Annotated in this window: 15 protein-coding genes; 10 read left to right on the top strand and 5 right to left on the bottom strand. The window is 66.2% G+C overall.

The window, feature by feature from the left end:
• Positions 1-81: 81 nt before the first annotated feature.
• From asd to E8F12_RS25380, 3 genes are all read right to left on the bottom strand, one after another.
• Positions 82-945 (bottom strand): archaetidylserine decarboxylase, encoded by an 864-nt coding sequence (gene asd, locus E8F12_RS25390; RefSeq protein WP_280327970.1) that lies wholly within the window; start codon positions 943-945, stop codon positions 82-84.
• Between the two features lie 24 nt (positions 946-969).
• Complete coding sequence (gene rhdA / locus E8F12_RS25385) at positions 970-1,785, bottom strand: thiosulfate sulfurtransferase (protein WP_280327969.1); 816 nt, start codon at positions 1,783-1,785, stop codon at positions 970-972.
• A gap of 195 nt (positions 1,786-1,980) precedes the next feature.
• Positions 1,981-3,504 carry an HDOD domain-containing protein gene (locus tag E8F12_RS25380; protein WP_280327968.1) on the bottom strand — a complete coding sequence of 508 codons (1,524 nt, stop codon included), beginning with the start codon at positions 3,502-3,504 and terminating at the stop codon, positions 1,981-1,983.
• Between the two features lie 117 nt (positions 3,505-3,621).
• Between E8F12_RS25380 and motA the strand changes: the two genes are divergently transcribed.
• Entirely contained in the window at positions 3,622-4,473 is an 852-nt protein-coding gene (motA, locus tag E8F12_RS25375; RefSeq protein ID WP_280292490.1) for a flagellar motor stator protein MotA, read from the top strand.
• Between the two features lie 10 nt (positions 4,474-4,483).
• Positions 4,484-5,527, top strand: a complete 1,044-nt coding sequence (motB, locus tag E8F12_RS25370; protein WP_280327967.1) for a flagellar motor protein MotB — start codon at positions 4,484-4,486, stop codon at positions 5,525-5,527.
• 101 nt (positions 5,528-5,628) lie between these two features.
• On the opposite strand, the gene rsgA is transcribed toward motB, so the two are convergent.
• Entirely contained in the window at positions 5,629-6,660 is a 1,032-nt protein-coding gene (rsgA, locus tag E8F12_RS25365; RefSeq protein ID WP_280327966.1) for a small ribosomal subunit biogenesis GTPase RsgA, read from the bottom strand.
• 95 nt (positions 6,661-6,755) lie between these two features.
• On the opposite strand from rsgA, the gene orn reads away from it, so the two are divergent.
• Positions 6,756-7,298 carry an oligoribonuclease gene (gene orn / locus E8F12_RS25360; protein ID WP_280327965.1) on the top strand — a complete coding sequence of 181 codons (543 nt, stop codon included), beginning with the start codon at positions 6,756-6,758 and terminating at the stop codon, positions 7,296-7,298.
• A gap of 34 nt (positions 7,299-7,332) precedes the next feature.
• Here the strand turns inward: orn and queG are convergent, their stop codons facing one another.
• Positions 7,333-8,403, bottom strand: a complete 1,071-nt coding sequence (gene queG / locus E8F12_RS25355; protein ID WP_280327964.1) for a tRNA epoxyqueuosine(34) reductase QueG — start codon at positions 8,401-8,403, stop codon at positions 7,333-7,335.
• 68 nt (positions 8,404-8,471) lie between these two features.
• On the opposite strand from queG, the gene E8F12_RS25350 reads away from it, so the two are divergent.
• The 7 genes from E8F12_RS25350 (at position 8,472) to hflX (ending at position 16,402) form a co-directional block, all read left to right on the top strand.
• Positions 8,472-9,971: an NAD(P)H-hydrate dehydratase gene (locus E8F12_RS25350; RefSeq protein WP_280327963.1), complete on the top strand. Its 1,500-nt coding sequence runs from the start codon at positions 8,472-8,474 to the stop codon at positions 9,969-9,971.
• Positions 9,959-10,426, top strand: a complete 468-nt coding sequence (gene tsaE / locus E8F12_RS25345) for a tRNA (adenosine(37)-N6)-threonylcarbamoyltransferase complex ATPase subunit type 1 TsaE (RefSeq protein ID WP_280327962.1) — start codon at positions 9,959-9,961, stop codon at positions 10,424-10,426. The genes E8F12_RS25350 and tsaE overlap by 13 nt, the downstream gene beginning before the upstream one ends.
• 8 nt (positions 10,427-10,434) lie before the next feature.
• The gene (locus tag E8F12_RS25340; RefSeq protein WP_280327961.1) at positions 10,435-11,871 is read left to right on the top strand and encodes an N-acetylmuramoyl-L-alanine amidase; all 1,437 of its coding nucleotides are present in this window, start codon (positions 10,435-10,437) and stop codon (positions 11,869-11,871) included.
• Positions 11,868-13,754: a DNA mismatch repair endonuclease MutL gene (gene mutL / locus E8F12_RS25335; RefSeq protein WP_280327960.1), complete on the top strand. Its 1,887-nt coding sequence runs from the start codon at positions 11,868-11,870 to the stop codon at positions 13,752-13,754. The genes E8F12_RS25340 and mutL overlap by 4 nt, the downstream gene beginning before the upstream one ends.
• 2 nt (positions 13,755-13,756) lie before the next feature.
• Positions 13,757-14,731, top strand: coding sequence for a tRNA (adenosine(37)-N6)-dimethylallyltransferase MiaA (gene miaA, locus E8F12_RS25330; protein WP_280327959.1), 975 nt, complete (start codon positions 13,757-13,759; stop codon positions 14,729-14,731).
• A gap of 102 nt (positions 14,732-14,833) precedes the next feature.
• Positions 14,834-15,088, top strand: coding sequence for an RNA chaperone Hfq (gene hfq, locus E8F12_RS25325; RefSeq protein WP_003453015.1), 255 nt, complete (start codon positions 14,834-14,836; stop codon positions 15,086-15,088).
• A 12-nt stretch (positions 15,089-15,100) separates the two neighbouring features.
• Positions 15,101-16,402 (top strand): ribosome rescue GTPase HflX, encoded by a 1,302-nt coding sequence (hflX, locus tag E8F12_RS25320; RefSeq protein WP_280327958.1) that lies wholly within the window; start codon positions 15,101-15,103, stop codon positions 16,400-16,402.
• Positions 16,403-16,416 lie beyond the last annotated feature (14 nt).

Raw genomic sequence — 16,416 nt, 5'->3', positions numbered from 1 at the left:
TTGGCACTGCGCGGCCTGCGCGTGCCTCCTTCCTGATCCAACCCTGGCCGAACCCCGCGGTTCGGCCGGATCGATACCGGGTCAGGCGTTCCGGGGCAGCGCGAACAGTTCGCCCATGCGTACCTGGCTGCCGGGCCAGGCGCTCTCGGCCCAGCGCACCTGGTCCGGGCCGAACAGGACGATAGCGGTGGAGCCCAGTTTGAAGCGGCCGATTTCGTCACCTTTTTCCAGGCGGATGGGCGCGCGCGCCGCTTCGTCGTAGCTGAAGGTTTTCAGCTCGCGCTTCGGCGGGGTGACCAGGCCGGCCCAGACGGTCTCGATGGAGGCGACGATCATCGCGCCCACCAGCACCACGGCCATGGGGCCGCGCTCGGTATCGAACAGGCAGACCACCCGCTCGTTACGGGCGAAGAGCTCGGGCACGTTCTCCGCGGTGCTCTGGTTCACCGAGAAGAGTTTGCCAGGGACATAGACCATCTCCCGCAGCGTACCGCCCAAGGGCGCGTGAACCCGGTGGTAGTCCTTGGGTGACAGGTAGACAGTGGCGAACTCGCCGCCCATGAAGGGGGCGGCGCGCTCGGCGTCGCCACCCAGCAGTTCCAGCACGCTGAAGCTGTGGCCCTTGGCCTGGAAGCAGCGACCGTGCTCGATAGGGCCGAGTTGGCTGATCGCGCCGTCAGCCGGACAGAGGATGGCGCCGGGGGTTTCGTCCAGCGGCCGCGCGCCGGGCTTGAGCGCGCGGGTGAAGAAGGCGTTGAAATGTTCGTAGGCGCTGAGATCCTCCACCAGCGCTTCACTCATGTTCACCTGATAGCGCTTGGCGAACCAGGCGGTGAAGGCGTTCTTGAACCAGCGCACGCGGCACTCGGCGATGCAGCCGGCCAGGCGCGACAGCAGGTTATGCGGCAGCAGGTACTGGCCGATGATGAAAAGGCGTTCTTTCATTGGGTTTCCTTGGCGAATGGAGCCTCAGAGTTCTACTGGGGTATCCGGATGATTGCCCCACTCGGACCAGGAGCCGGCGTAGCCCTTGACCCGCGGATAGCCGAGGGCCTTGGCCACCAGGTAGGTGAAGCCCGAGCGGTGGTGGGTATGGCAGTGGGTGACGATTTCCTTGTCCGGGGTGATGCCCAGGGATTGCAGCACCTCGGCCATGTCGGTGCGGATGCGCAGGGCGCGGGCCGGGTCCATGCCGGCGGTCCACTCGAAGTGGACCGCGCCCGGGATGTGCCCGCCCTTGGCGGCCAGGACCTTGGTGCCGTTGTATTCACCGGGGCCGCGGGCGTCCCAGATGGCCAGGTCGCTGGCGCCCAGGCGGCCCTGCAGGTACTCGCGGCTGGCGGTGGGCTCGTCGTGCAGGGTCAGGGCGACCGGGCCGCCCACGGGGGCCGGAACGGCTTCGGAAAGCCCTCGGCTTTCAGCCAGCCAGGCGTGCAGGCCGCCGTTCAGGTAGTGGTAGCGGTGGTGGCCGATGACATCCAGCAGCCAGATGAAACGGCCTGCCCAGCCGCCGCCTTCGTCGTCATAGACCACGTAGGTGGCATCGCTACAGTGGCCGAGTTCGCCGAACAGCGCCTCGAGGTCGGCCTTGGCCGGCACCAGGCCGGGGGCCGGCGGCTGGCCGAGCTGGGTGCGTTTCGGGTCGACGAAGCGGGCGCCCGGGATATGGCCTGCGGCGTAGCGGGCGGCGCTGGTGAGATCGACCAGGATCATCTTGTCGGCGTCGAGCAGGGGCGCCAGGTCGGCCGGTTCGATCACCAGCGGCAGGTTGGAGAAGGCGGACATGGAAGCCTCCAGAATTAGACAAAGTGGCGAATTGTAGCGGAAAGCCTAATAGCCTATTCACAATCTGTTGCGCGTCGGAATAACTGCGTTGAAATGGCTTCGGAAAGCTACCCGCGGCTAACGCGCTTCGGCTGTAACTCCGCTTCACTGCGTTTCGCCTTGTTCTTCTCTGGCTCGCAAGACCCTGAATGGACTCTACCGGCCGCGGCTGGCGAAGTTGGCAAGGGCGCGTTCCACGCACTGCGCAGCCTTGGCAAAGGCGCGCAGGCTGAGGTCGGCGAAGGGGGCGCCGTCCTGGTCGGCCACCACCAGCATCGCCACCCGGCCGTTCACGGCGATCGAGCGCAGCAGCAGGTGGTGCCCCGGGAACAGGCTCTTCAGTTGGCCCGGGAGCAGGGCGGAGAATTGCGCCATGTTGTCCGGCCCGAGGCGCAGTTGCCCGGGCTGGGTGAGCAGGCGCCGCAGCACCTGGCTCTGGCTGGGGTCCAGCTGCAGGCCGCTGGCTTCCCTGGGCAGGCCGGCCTGCTGCTGGGCGAGCAAGCGGCTGTGGTTGCGGTCAGCCAGCAGCACCAGGACCCGACGCATGCCGCCGCTCTCCAGGGCATCACGGGCGCACGCGCTGAGTTGCACCACATTGGTGAAGGGGCTGGGGTCGTGGAGCAGCTCGGCGCAATGGCGGCGCCAGGCTTCCAGGGCGCCGGCGCTGGGAGGCAGTGCGACGGCCGGTTCGGGGCGCAGGCGGTGCTGGCTCCAGGGCCAAAGCAGGGCCTCGGCCGGGTGCCAGAGGTTGCCTCGGGCATGCAGGCGGGCGCTTTGCGCGGCCTGCTGGTGGACCAGTTGCTGCAGTTCGTCCAGCGGCAGCTTCATGAACAGTCCGCTAAGACGCTGCCAGCGCAGGCTGTGGTCATCGCCCCAGCCCGCGTGGGCGGAGACCGCCAGCCCGTTGGCCAGAAGCACCGTGTTGCTCGGCTGGGTCAGCCAGCGGCTCAGGGCCGGATCGGCGTCCAGTTGTTGTTGCTGGTGCAGCGGGTGTTCCTTGTCACGGGCAATGTGCAGGGCCTTGACCAGCAGGCGGCGGTCGTCGCTGAGCAGGCGGTAGCCCTGGATTATCCAGTCGGGAAGCCTCCAGTGTTCGGCCAGCGCCTGACAGAGCCGCAGCAGCGGCACGCCGAGCAGCTCGCGCTCGACCTTGGCGGCCGGCTCTCCCTCACCCAGTACGCGTTTCTCCCAGGTGGCGAAGAGTTCCGGGTGGCTGGCCAGCAGCGGCCAGAGGGGCGAGAGGAAGAGCAGGCTGCACCAGTGGATTTCCTGCCAGAGGCGCGCCAGGCGTGCGGCGAACAGGCCATTGGCCTGCTGCGCAGCATGCTGGCCGATCAGCTGCAACTGGCGCAGGGCCTGGGGAATCTCCTCCTCGGGCACAGCCGGCAATCGATTGAGCAGGGTTTCGGCGCGTTTCAGGCCCAGGCGGCTGAGGGCGACCTCCAGGCTCTCCGCCGGGCTGCTCAGCAGGTTGCCGGCGGCATTGGCCTCGCGCAGCAGGCTGAGGGCGAGGGCGGGGCTGTCCTGGGTCAGCTCGGCGATGTCGCGCAGGGAGCGGCGACTGTCGCCAAGGGCGCGGCGGACTTTCTCATGGCTGGCGGCCGGAACGGGCAGGCGCACGCCGTCGAGGTGCTTGATCCAGCTGTCGAGGCTGCGTCGCATGGGCTTTGCGGTTGACATAGGGGGGCGCCAATCTGGCTTTTCGCCGGAACAGGCTATAGTCTGGCGCAAATTTTCCGATAATTAGAAGGGCTGTTTTTCATAACCCTTTCTACTGACCCTTCAAGCTTCCTTCCTATGGCAAAAATCCTCGGCATCATCGTCGTATTCGCCAGTGTGCTCGGCGGATACGTCCTTTCCCACGGCAAGATCGCCGCGCTGATCCAACCGTTCGAGATCATGATCATCGGCGGCGCCGCGCTGGGTGCCTTCCTGCAGGCCAACCCGGGCAGCACCACCATGACGGTGTTCAAGAAGTCGCTGAAGATGTTCAGCTCGCGCTTCACCCATGGTTTCTATCTGGAAGTGCTGCGGCTGCTCTACGAAATCCTCAACAAGAGTCGCCGCGAAGGGATGATGGCCATCGAGGCCGATATCGAGGACGCCGCCGCCAGCCCGATCTTCAGCAAGTACCCGGGCATCCTCAAGGATGAGCGGATGACCGCCTACATCTGCGACTACTTGCGCATCATGTCCTCCGGCAATATGGCGCCCCATGAATTGGAGGGCCTGTTCGACATGGAGCTGGCCAGCCTGAAGGAAGAGCTGGAACATCCTTCCCACGCGGTGAACCGCATCGCCGACGGCCTGCCGGGCTTTGGTATCGTCGCGGCGGTACTGGGCATCGTGGTCACCATGGCCATGCTCGGTGAGGCTGAGCAGGCCGCCCTCGGCCAGCACGTGGGTGCGGCGCTGGTGGGGACGTTCCTTGGTATTCTCGCGGCCTATGGCTTCTTCGGCCCGCTGTCGGTTTCCCTGGAGCACGATGCCCGCGAGGAACTGAACGTGTTCGAGGCCATCAAGGCCTGCCTGGTGGCTTCGGCGTCCGGGATGCCGCCGTCGCTGGCGGTGGAGTTCGGGCGCAAGACGCTGTTCCCGGCGCATCGCCCCAGCTTCAGCGAGCTGGAGCAGGCCGTGCGCGGCAGCTGAAGGCTGAGTCATGGAGAACAACCAGCCAATCATCGTCAAGCGCGTCAAGCGCTACGCCGCCGGTCACCACGGCGGCGCCTGGAAAATAGCCTTCGCCGACTTCGCCACGGCGATGATGGCCTTCTTCCTGGTGCTCTGGCTGATGTCCTCAGCCACCCCCGAGCAGAAAAAGGCCATTTCCGGCTACTTCAAGGACCCCATAGGTTTCAGCGAAAGCGCCAGCCCCTACGTCATCGATCTCGGCGGTACGCCGACGCCGGCGCCCGACCGTACCCTCAATCCGGACCTGAAAGACGCTCCCGACGCCCAGGAGGCGGCGGTGGACGCGGATGACCGGCAGAAGGTGGACGCCAGCCAGGTCGAGACCCTGGCCGAGCAGATCGAGCGCGAGCGCCTCGAACTGCTGCTGCAGGAGCTGCAGAACAAAGTGGAAGAAAACCCCGAGCTGCGTAAGTTCAAGGACCAGATCCTCTTCGAGATCACCCAGGACGGCTTGCGCATCCAGATCATGGACGCCGCCAACCGGCCGATGTTCGACATCGGCAGCGCGCGCTTGCAACCTTACTTCGAGGACATCCTGCTGATCCTTGCCGAAACCATCAAGGCAGTGCCGAACAAGGTCAGCATCAGCGGCCATACCGACGCCAAGCCGTATGCCGGTGACGGCGATTTCGGCAACTGGGAGCTGTCCGCCGGTCGCGCCAACGCCGCGCGGCGCACCCTGATCGCCGGCGGTTATCCGGAGCAGCAGGTGGCGCGAGTGGTGGGTTATGCCTCTTCGGCGCTGTTCGACCGCAAGGACCCCTTCAATCCGGTCAACCGCCGCATCGACATCATCGTGCTGACCAAGAAGGCCCAGCGCGCCATCGAGGGCGAGCAGGGCGACAGCGACAAGCCTGCCGCGCCGGAGCAGCCCCAGCCGCCCGTCGAAGGGGCGGCTCCGCCGGCGCCCGCGGAAAAACCGGCTGCCCCCGTCCAGCCGCGCGAACTGCGCGAGAAGCTGAATATCTTCGAGGACGGCGTGCTGAACATGGACGAGCCCAAGGGGCAGTGATCCGCACACAAACGAAAAGGCCACGCAATGCGTGGCCTTTCTGTTTCATGGGGACTGCGGGGGGTAGAGCCGCACCCTGCCTTCTGCCAGGTATGGCGCGCTCAGTACTCGTCCTGCGGCAGGCTGGCGAGGATATGCCGGTAACTGGCCATGCGTTGCGGGTGCACGCGGCCGTCTTCGAGGGCCTTGAGCAGGGCGCAGCCGGGCTCGCGGTCGTGCTTGCAGTCGCGGAAGCGGCAGGTGCCGAGCAAGTCGCTGAATTCGATGAAGCCGGCTTCCACGTCGTCACGGCTGACATGGCCCAGGCCGAACTCGCGGATACCGGGGGAGTCGATCAGCTCACCGCCGCCGGGGAAGTGGAACAGGCGCGCGGTGGTGGTGGTGTGAGTGCCCTTGCCGGTGAGTTCGGAGAGGGCGCCGACGCGGGTGTCCACGCCCGGCAGCAGGCTGTTCACCAGGGACGACTTGCCCACCCCGGACTGGCCGACGAACACGCTGATATGGCCGTCGAGCCGGGTCATCAGGTCTTCCATGCCGCCGCCCTGGCGCGCCGACACTTCCAATAGCGGATAGCCCAGGTGGCGGTAGACGCCGAGCAGGTCGTCGAGCATGGCGCTGTTCTGCTCGTCCACCAGGTCGGCCTTGTTCAGCAGCAACAGCGGGTGGATGCCGGCGTGCTCGGCGGCTATCAGGTAGCGGTCGATCAGGTTGGCGTGAGGATGGGGCAGGGGTGCGAAGACGATGACGATCTGGTCGACGTTGGCCGCCACCGGCTTGAGTACCCCGCGCATGTCCGGGCGGCACAGCTCCGAGCTGCGCGGCAACTGGGCGACGATCACGCCGCTGCCCTGGTTGCTGTCGCGCCAGACCACGCGGTCGCCGGTGACAAGGGTGGGCAGGTTGGCGCGAAGGTGGCAGCGCACGATCTGCCCGGCCTGCTCGCCCTCCAGCGCCTCGACCTCGACCTGGACGCCGAAGTGGGCGATTACCAGGCCGGTCTGCTCGGGGCCGAGGTCGCCGCCTTCGAGTTCGTCGAGCGCACGGGATTCGCGCTTGGCCGCACGGGCGGCGCGCTCTTCCTGGATTTTCTCGATGCGCCAGCTTTGCCGGCGGGTGAGTTGGCGTTTGGCCATGGTCGGTCCGCTTGGAAAAAACCGCGCGAGTTTAGCACGCAGCCCGCAGCAGCAGGCTCTAAGCTAGAATGCGCGCCCCGCCCTGGAGACCGAATATGCAGAATGCCCTGAACCTGATCTGGATCGATCTGGAAATGACCGGACTGAACCCGGACACGGACGTCATCATCGAGATGGCGACAATAGTCACCGACAGCGAGCTCAATGTGCTCGCCGAAGGTCCGACCATCGCGATCCACCAGAGCGACGAGATCCTCGCCGGCATGGATGAGTGGAATACCCGTCAGCACGGCCAGAGCGGTTTGACCCAGCGGGTGCGCGAGAGCGTCATCAACATGGCTGAAGCCGAGGCGCAGACCCTGACCTTCCTTGAACAGTGGGTGCCCAAGGGCAAGTCGCCGATCTGCGGTAACAGCATCTGCCAGGACCGCCGCTTCCTCTATCGCCACATGCCGCAGCTGGAAGCCTACTTCCACTACCGCAACTTGGACGTCTCCACCCTCAAGGAACTGGCGGCGCGCTGGGCGCCCGCTGTGCGCGACGGGGTGAAGAAGAGCAGCAGCCACCTGGCCATGGACGACATCCGCGACTCGATCGCCGAGCTGCGGCACTATCGCGAGCATTTCATCAAGGTCTGAGAGGGCGCTCACGATATCGTGAGCAGGCTCTGAGTCAGGCTGCGCTCGCCCCGTGGCGGGCAAGCGCCCACTCCACATGCTCGCGCACCAGCGCCGAGGGGTATTCGCGGCGCAGGCGCAGAGCCTCCAGCACCGGGATACTTGAGGGCGCGTTGCCCAGGCCCACCGCCAGGTTGCGCAGCCAGCGCTCGTAACCGGCGCGGCGCAGCGGCGAGCCTTCGGTGCGGCTGAGGAACTCTTCCTCGCTCCAGCGGAACAGCTCCGCCAGCTCGGCGTTGTCCAGGCCGTGGCGTGGCTGGAAGTCACCCTCACCGGTGGAACGGGCGAAACGGTTCCAGGGGCAGACCATCTGGCAGTCATCGCAACCGAACACGCGGTTGCCGATCAGCGGGCGCAGGTCTTCGGGGATGCTGCCCTTGAACTCGATGGTCAGGTAGGAAATGCAGCGCCGCGCGTCCAGCTGGTAGGGGCCGACGAAGGCGGCGGTGGGGCAGATGTCCAGGCAGGCCGTGCAGCGCCCGCAGTGCTCGCTGCCGTGGGGCGGGTCCACTGGAAGGGGGGCGTCGACGAAGAGTTCGCCGAGGAAGAAGTAGCTGCCGGCCTTGCGGTTGAGCACCAGGGTGTTCTTGCCGATCCATCCCAGGCCCGCCTGTTCGGCTATGGCTTTTTCCAGCACCGGCGCGCTGTCGACGAAGGCGCGATAGTTGAACGGGCCTATGGCCTGCTCGATGCGTTCGGCCAGGTGCTGCAGGCGCTTGCGGATCAGTTTGTGGTAGTCGCGACCCAGGGCGTAGCGCGAGACGTAGGCCTTCTCCGGCTCGCCCAGGACCTTGGCCATGCGGCTGTCGCCGGGCAGGTAGTCCATGCGCAGGGAAATCACCCGCAAGGTGCCGGGGACCAGCTCATCCGGGTGCGAACGTTTGCTGCCGTGGGCGGCCATGTAATCCATCTCGCCCTGGTAGCCGGCGTCCAGCCAGCGTTGCAGATGGCCTTCGTGCTCGCCGAGCTCGACCCCGGTGATACCCACCTGCTGGAAGCCCAGTTCGCGGCCCCAGTCCTTGATGGATTGGGCGAGTGATGCGAGATCTTGCGTGGAGAGGGACATGCTGGGGCAGGAAACCGGGGCCGAGGTGGATATAATTCTGCCAGACCTCGCTGCCGTAACCGAATCCAATGCTGCCTTCTCGCGACGACCTGCCCCTTTCGCTCCATTCCGCCGACCAGGTGCGTGACCTTGACGCCCGCCTGATTGCCGCTGGCACTCCGGGTTTCGAGCTGATGCAACGCGCCGCCCATGCGGCCTGGCGCGCCTTGCGCCGCCGCTGGCCGGAGGCCGGCTGCCTCAGTGTGCTAGCCGGGCGTGGCAACAATGCCGGAGATGGTTACCTGGTGGCCGCGCTGGCCCAGCGCGCCGGCTGGCGGGTAAAGATCCTGGCCGTCGGCGCGGCGGATGCCCTGGCGGGCGATGCGGCGCTGGCGCGGGACGAAGCGATTGCCGCCGGAATCGCCATCCAGCCCTGGAGCGAATGTGCGGCCCTCGAAGGCGTGGTGGTGGATGCCCTGCTGGGCACCGGGCTGTCTGGAGCCGTACGCGAGCCCTATGCCCAGGTCATCCGCCTGCTCAACGCCAGTGGCCTGCCGGTGCTGGCCATCGACATCCCGTCCGGGCTCTGTGCCGACACCGGCCGCGTGCTGGGCGTGGCGGTGCGCGCGGACCTGACGATGACTTTCATCGGCCTGAAGCTGGGCCTGTTCACCGCCGACGCGCCGAACCAGGTAGGTGAGCTGATGTTCGACGATCTCCAGGCCGATCCCGTCCTGGTAGCGGCGACGCCGCGGGTGGCCGAACGCATGGCTGTCGGCAACCTGCAGCGTCTGGCGCCGCGCCCGCATACCGCCCACAAAGGCATGTTCGGCCATCTGCTGGTGGTGGGAGGCGACCGTGGCCTGGGCGGTGCGTCGCTGCTGTCGGCGGAAAGCGCGCTGCGCGGCGGCGCCGGCCTGGTGTCCCTGGCGACCCGTCCGGAGCATGTGCCGGCTTCGCTGGCGCGCCTTCCGGAGGTGATGTGCGCCGGGGTGAGTTCCGCCAACCAGTTGCTGGGGCTGGCGGAGAAGGCCGATGTCCTGGTGGTGGGGCCGGGGCTTGGCCAGGCCGCCTGGGGCCGCAGCCTGCTCAGCGCCGTGGCTGGCCTGGCGGTGCCGCAGGTCTGGGATGCCGATGCCCTGAACCTGCTGGCCAGCGAGCAGGTCCGGCTTCCCGCTGGCTGTGTGATTACCCCGCATCCGGGCGAAGCCGCACGCCTGCTGGGTATCCCGACCGCCGAGGTACAGGCCGACAGGCCGCGAGCCGCCCTGGGCCTGGCGCACAAATTCAATGCCGTGGTCCTGCTCAAGGGCGCCGGCAGCCTGGTGGCGGCGGCTGACGGCCGCCTTGCCCTCTGTGATCGTGGCCATCCTGTTATGGCGGGGGCCGGGCTCGGCGATGTACTCGCCGGGCTGATAGGCGCCCTGATGGCTCAGGGGATGGACGGCTTCGCCGCCACCAGCCTGGCCGTCTGGCTGCATGCGGGCGCTGGCGAAAGCCTGGCCCGGCAGGGCCGTGGGCTGGCAGCCAGTGACCTGATTCCGACCATTCGTCAGTTGCTCGAGGAGTTCTCGCCTTGCCTGAAGTGATCCTGCATGCCGAAGGCGAGGAGGCCATGCTGGCCCTCGGCGCCCGCCTGGCCACCCTGACCGGAGGACGCGGCGTCCTCTACCTGCATGGCGATCTGGGCGCGGGGAAAACCACACTGTCTCGCGGTATCCTGCGTGGCCTGGGCCATGCCGGGTCGGTGAAGAGCCCCACCTTCACCCTGGTCGAACCCTACGAAATTGGTGACAAGCACGCCTTCCATTTCGATCTGTACCGCCTCGCCGACCCCGAGGAATTGGAATTTCTGGGTATCCGCGACTACTTCGAAGGCGACGCGCTGTGCCTGATCGAGTGGCCCCAGCGGGGCGCAGGCATTTTGCCAAAGGCCGACCTGGACATTAACATTACGCCGCAAGCGGGCGGCCGTTCGCTGCGGTTGTCGCCACACACCGAGCGCGGCGAAGCATGGTGTGCCGCCCTGGCCTTGGGAGCATGAAAACAAAGATGGGGTGGGGTATGCGCTCGCGCGCACTGTTTGCCGGGATTGGGGTTCTGCTCGCGGCGTTCGCCGCTGATGTCCTGGCTGCTGCGGAGGTTCGCGGGGTGCGGCTCTGGCGCGCGCCGGACAATACGCGCCTGGTTTTCGACCTGTCCGGTCCGGTCCAGCACTCCGTGTTCACGCTGACGGCACCCAACCGCATCGTCATCGATATCAATGGCGCTCAGCTCTCGACCAAGCTGGAGCAGCTGTCCCTCAGCAATACGCCAATCACCAGCGTGCGCTCCGCCCAGCGCACACCCACCGACCTGCGGGTGGTGATAGACGTTTCCGCCGCCGTGACGCCCAAGAGCTTCGCCCTGGCGCCCAACCAGCAGTATGGCAACCGTCTGGTAGTGGACCTGTTCGACCAGGAAGCGGCTGCCAAGGAGGCCAGCGCACCCCAGGTAGCCACCGCGCCCAGCACGCCCCAGGCTCCCGTGACCCCGACCCAGCCTGCGCCCAGCAAGCTGCCGCCAGTACCGGGCGGCAAGCGCGACATCGTGGTCGCCATCGACGCCGGCCATGGCGGCGAGGACCCCGGTGCCCTCGGGCCGAAGGGGCAGCATGAGAAGAACGTGACCCTGGCGATTGCCAAGGAACTGCAGCGCCAGATCAGCCGGGAGAAGGGCTTCCGCGGTGAGCTGGTGCGTACCGGCGACTACTTCATCCCGCTGCGCAAGCGCACCGAGATCGCGCGCAAGAAGGGCGCCGACCTCTTCGTTTCCATCCATGCCGATGCCGCGCCCAGCCGCAGCGCCTTCGGTGCTTCGGTGTTCGCCCTGTCCGACCGTGGCGCCACCTCGGAAACGGCGCGTTGGCTGGCCGACAACGAGAACCGCTCCGACCTGATCGGCGGCGTCGGCAGCGTCAGCCTGGACGACAAGGACCGCATGCTCGCCGGCGTGCTGCTGGACCTGTCGATGACCGCGACCCTGTCCTCCAGCCTGAACGTCGGGCAGAAGGTGCTGAGCAACGTCAGCCGCGTCACCCCGCTGCACAAGCGTCGGGTGGAGCAGGCCGGCTTCATGGTGTTGAAGTCGCCGGACATCCCGTCGATCCTGGTGGAAACCGGCTTCATCTCCAACCATAACGAATCCCAGAAACTGGCGTCGCCCAGCCACCAGCAGGCGCTGGCGCGCTCGATCCAGACCGGTATCAAGCAGTTCTTCCAGCAGAACCCGCCGCCCGGCACCTACATCGCCTGGCTGCGTGACCAGGGCAAGATCGCCATCGGCCCGCGCGAGCATGTGGTGACTTCCGGCGAGAGCCTGGCGCTGATCGCTCAGCGTTACGAGGTGAGCATGGCCGCCCTGCGCAGCGCCAACTCGCTGAAGGACGACAACATCAAGGTCGGCCAGACCCTGAATATCCCCGCCGCGACCCTGGCGGCCCAGCCATGAGCGAGTTGCCGCGCATCCAGCTGCTGAGCCCGCGGCTGGCGAACCAGATCGCCGCTGGTGAAGTGGTCGAGCGCCCCGCCTCGGTCATCAAGGAACTGCTGGAGAACAGCCTGGACGCCGGCGCCCGGCGCATTGACGTCGAGGTGGAACAGGGCGGCATCAAGCTGCTGCGAGTGCGCGACGACGGCGGTGGCATCCCGGCGGACGACCTGCCGCTGGCGCTGGCCCGCCACGCCACTAGCAAGATCCGCGACCTAGAGGACCTGGAGCGGGTGATGAGCCTGGGCTTCCGGGGTGAGGCGCTGGCCTCCATCAGCTCGGTGGCGCGCCTGACCATGACCTCGCGCACCGTCGACGCCGAGCAGGCCTGGCAGGTGGAGACTGAAGGTCGCGACATGGAGGCCCGGGTGCAACCCGCCGCCCATCCCGTGGGCACTTCGGTGGAAGTGCGCGACCTGTTCTTCAATACCCCGGCGCGGCGCAAGTTCCTGCGCGCGGAAAAGACCGAGTTCGACCACCTGCAGGAAGTCATCAAGCGCCTGGCCCTGGCCCGCTTCGACGTGGCCTTCCACCTGCGTCACAACGGCAAGACCATCTTCGCGCTGAATGAAGCGCGCGATGCCATTTCCCGTGCCCGCCGCGTCGCGACCGTCTGCGGCCCGGCCTTCCTGGAACAGGCGCTGCCCATCGAAGTGGAGCGCAATGGCCTGCACCTCTGGGGCTGGGTCGGTCTGCCAACCTTCTCTCGCAGCCAGGCGGACCTACAGTACTTCTATGTGAATGGCCGCATGGTGCGCGACAAGCTGGTCGCCCACGCCGTGCGCCAGGCCTATCGGGACGTGCTCTACAACGGCCGGCATCCTACCTTCGTGCTGTTCTTCGAGGTCGACCCGGCGGTGGTCGACGTCAACGTGCATCCGACCAAGCACGAAGTACGCTTCCGCGACAGCCGCATGGTCCACGATTTCCTCTATGGCACCCTGCATCGAGCCCTGGGTGAGGTGCGTCCGGAGGACCAGTTGGCCGCGCCGGCCTCGACCGATGCCGTGGTGCGCCCGACGGGCCTCGCTGCCGGCGAGTTCGGCCCCCAGGCCGAGATGAGCCTTGCCGCCAATATGCTGGAGCAACCAGCGGCCGAGGCCGTCTGGCGCCCATCTTCCGGCGGTGGTTACCAGGCGCCACGTCCGCAACCGGGTCCGGGCGTGCCGATCGCCGAAGCCCAGGGCGCCTACCGCGAGTTCTTTGCCGCGCTGCCCGCCACCGCTGCGCCCGTGGCCTTGCCCGAGTCCCAGGGCGATGTGCCGCCGTTGGGCTATGCGCTGGCCCAGCTCAAGGGCATCTATATCCTCGCCGAGAACGCCCAGGGGCTGGTGCTGGTGGACATGCACGCCGCCCACGAACGCATCACCTACGAACGCCTGAAGCTGGCCATGGCCAGCGAGGGGCTCAAGGGCCAGCCGCTGCTGGTGCCGGAGTCCATCGCCGTCAGCCAGCGCGAGGCCGACTGCGCCGAAGAACATGGCGAATGGTTCCGCCGCCTGGGCTTCGAGTTGCAGCGCCTGGGGCCGGAAACCCTGGCGATCCGCCAGATCCCGGCCCTGCTGAAGCAGGCCGAGGCTGCGCAACTGGTGCGCGATGTGCTCTCTGATCTGCTGGAATACGGCACTAGCGATCGCATCCAGGCCCACCTGAACGAGTTGCTCGGCACCATGGCCTGCCACGGCGCGGTACGCGCCAACCGCCGGCTGACACAGCCGGAGATGAACGCGCTGCTGCGCGATATGGAACACACTGAACGCAGTGGCCAGTGCAACCATGGGCGTCCGACCTGGACGCAGCTGGGTATGGATGACCTGGACAAGCTGTTCCTGCGCGGTCGTTGAGCATGACTGAGCGGCTGCCGCCGGCAATCTTCCTCATGGGTCCCACGGCTGCCGGCAAGACTGACCTGGCCCTGGAGCTGGCGCGAACCCTGCCTTGCGAGCTGATCAGCGTGGATTCTGCGCTGATCTATCGCGGCATGGACATAGGCACCGCCAAGCCGGACAAGGCCACCCTGGCCGAGTTTCCCCATCGCCTGATCGATATCCGCGACCCGGCCGAGAGCTACTCGGCCGCCGAATTCCGCGCGGACGCCCTGGCCGCCATGGCAGAGATCACCGCCAAAGGGCGGATTCCCCTGTTGGTGGGCGGAACCATGCTTTATTACAAGGCGTTGCTGGAAGGTCTGGCGGACATGCCCAGCGCCGATTCCGAGGTGCGTGCCGAGCTGGAAGCCCGCGCCGCGCGCGAGGGCTGGGACACCCTCCACCGGGAGCTGGCGGCGGTGGACCCGGAATCCGCTGCGCGCATCCATCCCAACGATCCGCAGCGCCTGACCCGGGCGCTGGAAGTCTATCGGGTCAGTGGGCTGACCATGACCGCCCATCGGCAGCGCCAAGCCGCGCAAAATCTGGCCGGGAACGCGCCAGGTAAGGCGCATTTGCCTTATACTGTCGCGCATCTGGCCATTGCACCGGCGCAGCGGCAGGTGTTGCACGAAAGAATTGCGCAACGTTTTCGCCTGATGCTGGAACAGGGCTTCATCCTGGAGGTCGAAGCGCTGCGCAGCAGAAGTGACTTGCATGCAGGACTGCCGTCTATAAGGGCGGTCGGTTACCGCCAGGTGTGGGATTACCTGGATGGCGGGCTGACCCGGGCCGAGATGGAAGAGCGGGGTATCATCGCTACCCGCCAACTCGCCAAAAGGCAGTTCACCTGGTTACGCAGTTGGTCCGACCTGTACTGGTTGGATAGCCTGGCTTGCGACAATCTGCCGCGTACCTTGAAATACCTGAAGTCGGTCTCCATATTGAGCTGAGACCGAGCCGGTTACCGTCTATCCTTGGGGGTAGGGCGGAGTACCAGTCTTCTTTCTTCATTTGAAAACTAAAACGATTTTTCCCTTAAAGGAGTGCGGCATATGTCAAAAGGGCATTCGCTACAAGACCCTTACCTCAATACCCTGCGTAAGGAACGCGTACCGGTTTCCATCTATCTGGTCAACGGCATCAAGCTGCAAGGCCAGATCGAATCCTTCGACCAGTTCGTGATCCTGCTGAAGAACACTGTCAGCCAGATGGTGTACAAACACGCCATCTCCACCGTTGTACCGAGTCGTCCGGTACGTCTGCCCAGTGCTTCCGAGCAGGAGCAGCCTGAGCCGGGCAACGCCTGATAGGAGACTGCATTGTTTTTCGAACGCCCTGGTGGTGGTGAACGGGCCATCCTGGTTCATTTGGAGGGCCAAGATCCCGAGGCGCGCGAAGATCCGCAGGAGTTCTTGGAACTTGCACGTTCGGCCGGTGCGGACACGGTGGCATTCGTCTCCGTTTCCCGTCACCAGCCAACGGCCAAGTTCCTGATCGGCAGCGGCAAGGTCGACGAGTTGCACGACTTGGTCAAGGCCGAGAAGGCCGAGTTGGTCATCTTCAATCACATCCTCACGCCCAGCCAGGAGCGCAACCTCGAGCGCGCCTTCGAGTGCCGGGTGCTCGACCGTACCGGTCTGATTCTCGACATCTTCGCCCAGCGCGCCCGTACTCATGAGGGCAAGCTGCAGGTCGAACTGGCCCAGCTCAATCACATGAGCACGCGGCTGGTGCGTGGCTGGACCCACCTTGAGCGCCAGAAAGGCGGTATCGGCCTGCGTGGCCCGGGTGAAACCCAGTTGGAAACGGACCGCCGCCTGCTGCGGGTGCGCATTCGCCAGATCAAGCAGCGCCTGGAGAAGGTCCGCAGCCAGCGCGAGCAGGCACGCCGCGGGCGCAAGCGCGCGGATATCCCGGCAGTCTCCCTGGTGGGCTACACCAACGCCGGCAAATCCACCTTGTTCAATTCGCTGACTGCTTCCGAGGTCTACGCCGCCGACCAGTTGTTCGCCACCCTCGACCCCACCCTGCGCCGGCTTGAGCTGGATGACCTGGGACCGATCGTGCTGGCCGATACCGTGGGCTTCATTCGCCACCTGCCGCACAAGCTGGTTGAGGCCTTCCGGGCTACCCTAGAAGAGTCCGCCAACGCCGACCTTCTGCTGCATGTGATCGACGCCCATGAGCCCGAACGCATGGCACAGATCGAACAAGTGCTGGCGGTGCTGGGCGAAATCGGCGCCGAGGGGCTGCCGATGCTGGAGGTCTACAACAAGGTGGACCTCCTGGAAAACGTCGAGCCGCATATTCAGCGTGACGAAGAGGGCAAGCCCGAACGGGTCTGGCTCTCGGCGCGCGATGGCAGCGGCCTCGAACTGCTGGAGCAGGCCGTCGCCGAGTTGCTGGGCGAGGACCTGTTCGTCGGCACCCTGCGTCTGCCGCAGCGTTTCGGCCGGTTGCGAGCCCAGTTCTTCGCCCTGGGTGCGGTCCAGACAGAAGAACACGACGAGGCCGGCGATATCCTGCTGGCGGTGCGCTTGCCGCGCGTCGAGCTGAATCGACTGGTCAGCCGCGAAGGCTGGCAGCCGAGCGAGTTCCTCGAGCAACACACTTTGCAATAAAGCCCGTGTAGGTG

The sequence above is a fragment of the Pseudomonas sp. BN102 genome, assembly GCF_029871245.1.
GTDB lineage: Bacteria > Pseudomonadota > Gammaproteobacteria > Pseudomonadales > Pseudomonadaceae > Metapseudomonas.
This window is presented reverse-complemented; position numbering and strand designations above follow the sequence as displayed.

What these genes read in the sequence shown, in the direction of transcription:
- orn (WP_280327965.1), top strand. Translation starts at nt 6,756, where the DNA reads ATGCAGAATGCCCTGAACCTGATCTGGATCGATCTGGAAATGACCGGA.
- rsgA (WP_280327966.1), bottom strand. Translation starts at nt 6,660, where the DNA reads ATGGCCAAACGCCAACTCACCCGCCGGCAAAGCTGGCGCATCGAGAAA.
- E8F12_RS25380 (WP_280327968.1), bottom strand. Translation starts at nt 3,504, where the DNA reads ATGTCAACCGCAAAGCCCATGCGACGCAGCCTCGACAGCTGGATCAAG.
- E8F12_RS25350 (WP_280327963.1), top strand. Translation starts at nt 8,472, where the DNA reads ATGCTGCCTTCTCGCGACGACCTGCCCCTTTCGCTCCATTCCGCCGAC.
- E8F12_RS25340 (WP_280327961.1), top strand. Translation starts at nt 10,435, where the DNA reads ATGGGGTGGGGTATGCGCTCGCGCGCACTGTTTGCCGGGATTGGGGTT.
- hfq (WP_003453015.1), top strand. Translation starts at nt 14,834, where the DNA reads ATGTCAAAAGGGCATTCGCTACAAGACCCTTACCTCAATACCCTGCGT.
- miaA (WP_280327959.1), top strand. Translation starts at nt 13,757, where the DNA reads ATGACTGAGCGGCTGCCGCCGGCAATCTTCCTCATGGGTCCCACGGCT.
- rhdA (WP_280327969.1), bottom strand. Translation starts at nt 1,785, where the DNA reads ATGTCCGCCTTCTCCAACCTGCCGCTGGTGATCGAACCGGCCGACCTG.
- motA (WP_280292490.1), top strand. Translation starts at nt 3,622, where the DNA reads ATGGCAAAAATCCTCGGCATCATCGTCGTATTCGCCAGTGTGCTCGGC.
- queG (WP_280327964.1), bottom strand. Translation starts at nt 8,403, where the DNA reads ATGTCCCTCTCCACGCAAGATCTCGCATCACTCGCCCAATCCATCAAG.
- asd (WP_280327970.1), bottom strand. Translation starts at nt 945, where the DNA reads ATGAAAGAACGCCTTTTCATCATCGGCCAGTACCTGCTGCCGCATAAC.
- motB (WP_280327967.1), top strand. Translation starts at nt 4,484, where the DNA reads ATGGAGAACAACCAGCCAATCATCGTCAAGCGCGTCAAGCGCTACGCC.
- mutL (WP_280327960.1), top strand. Translation starts at nt 11,868, where the DNA reads ATGAGCGAGTTGCCGCGCATCCAGCTGCTGAGCCCGCGGCTGGCGAAC.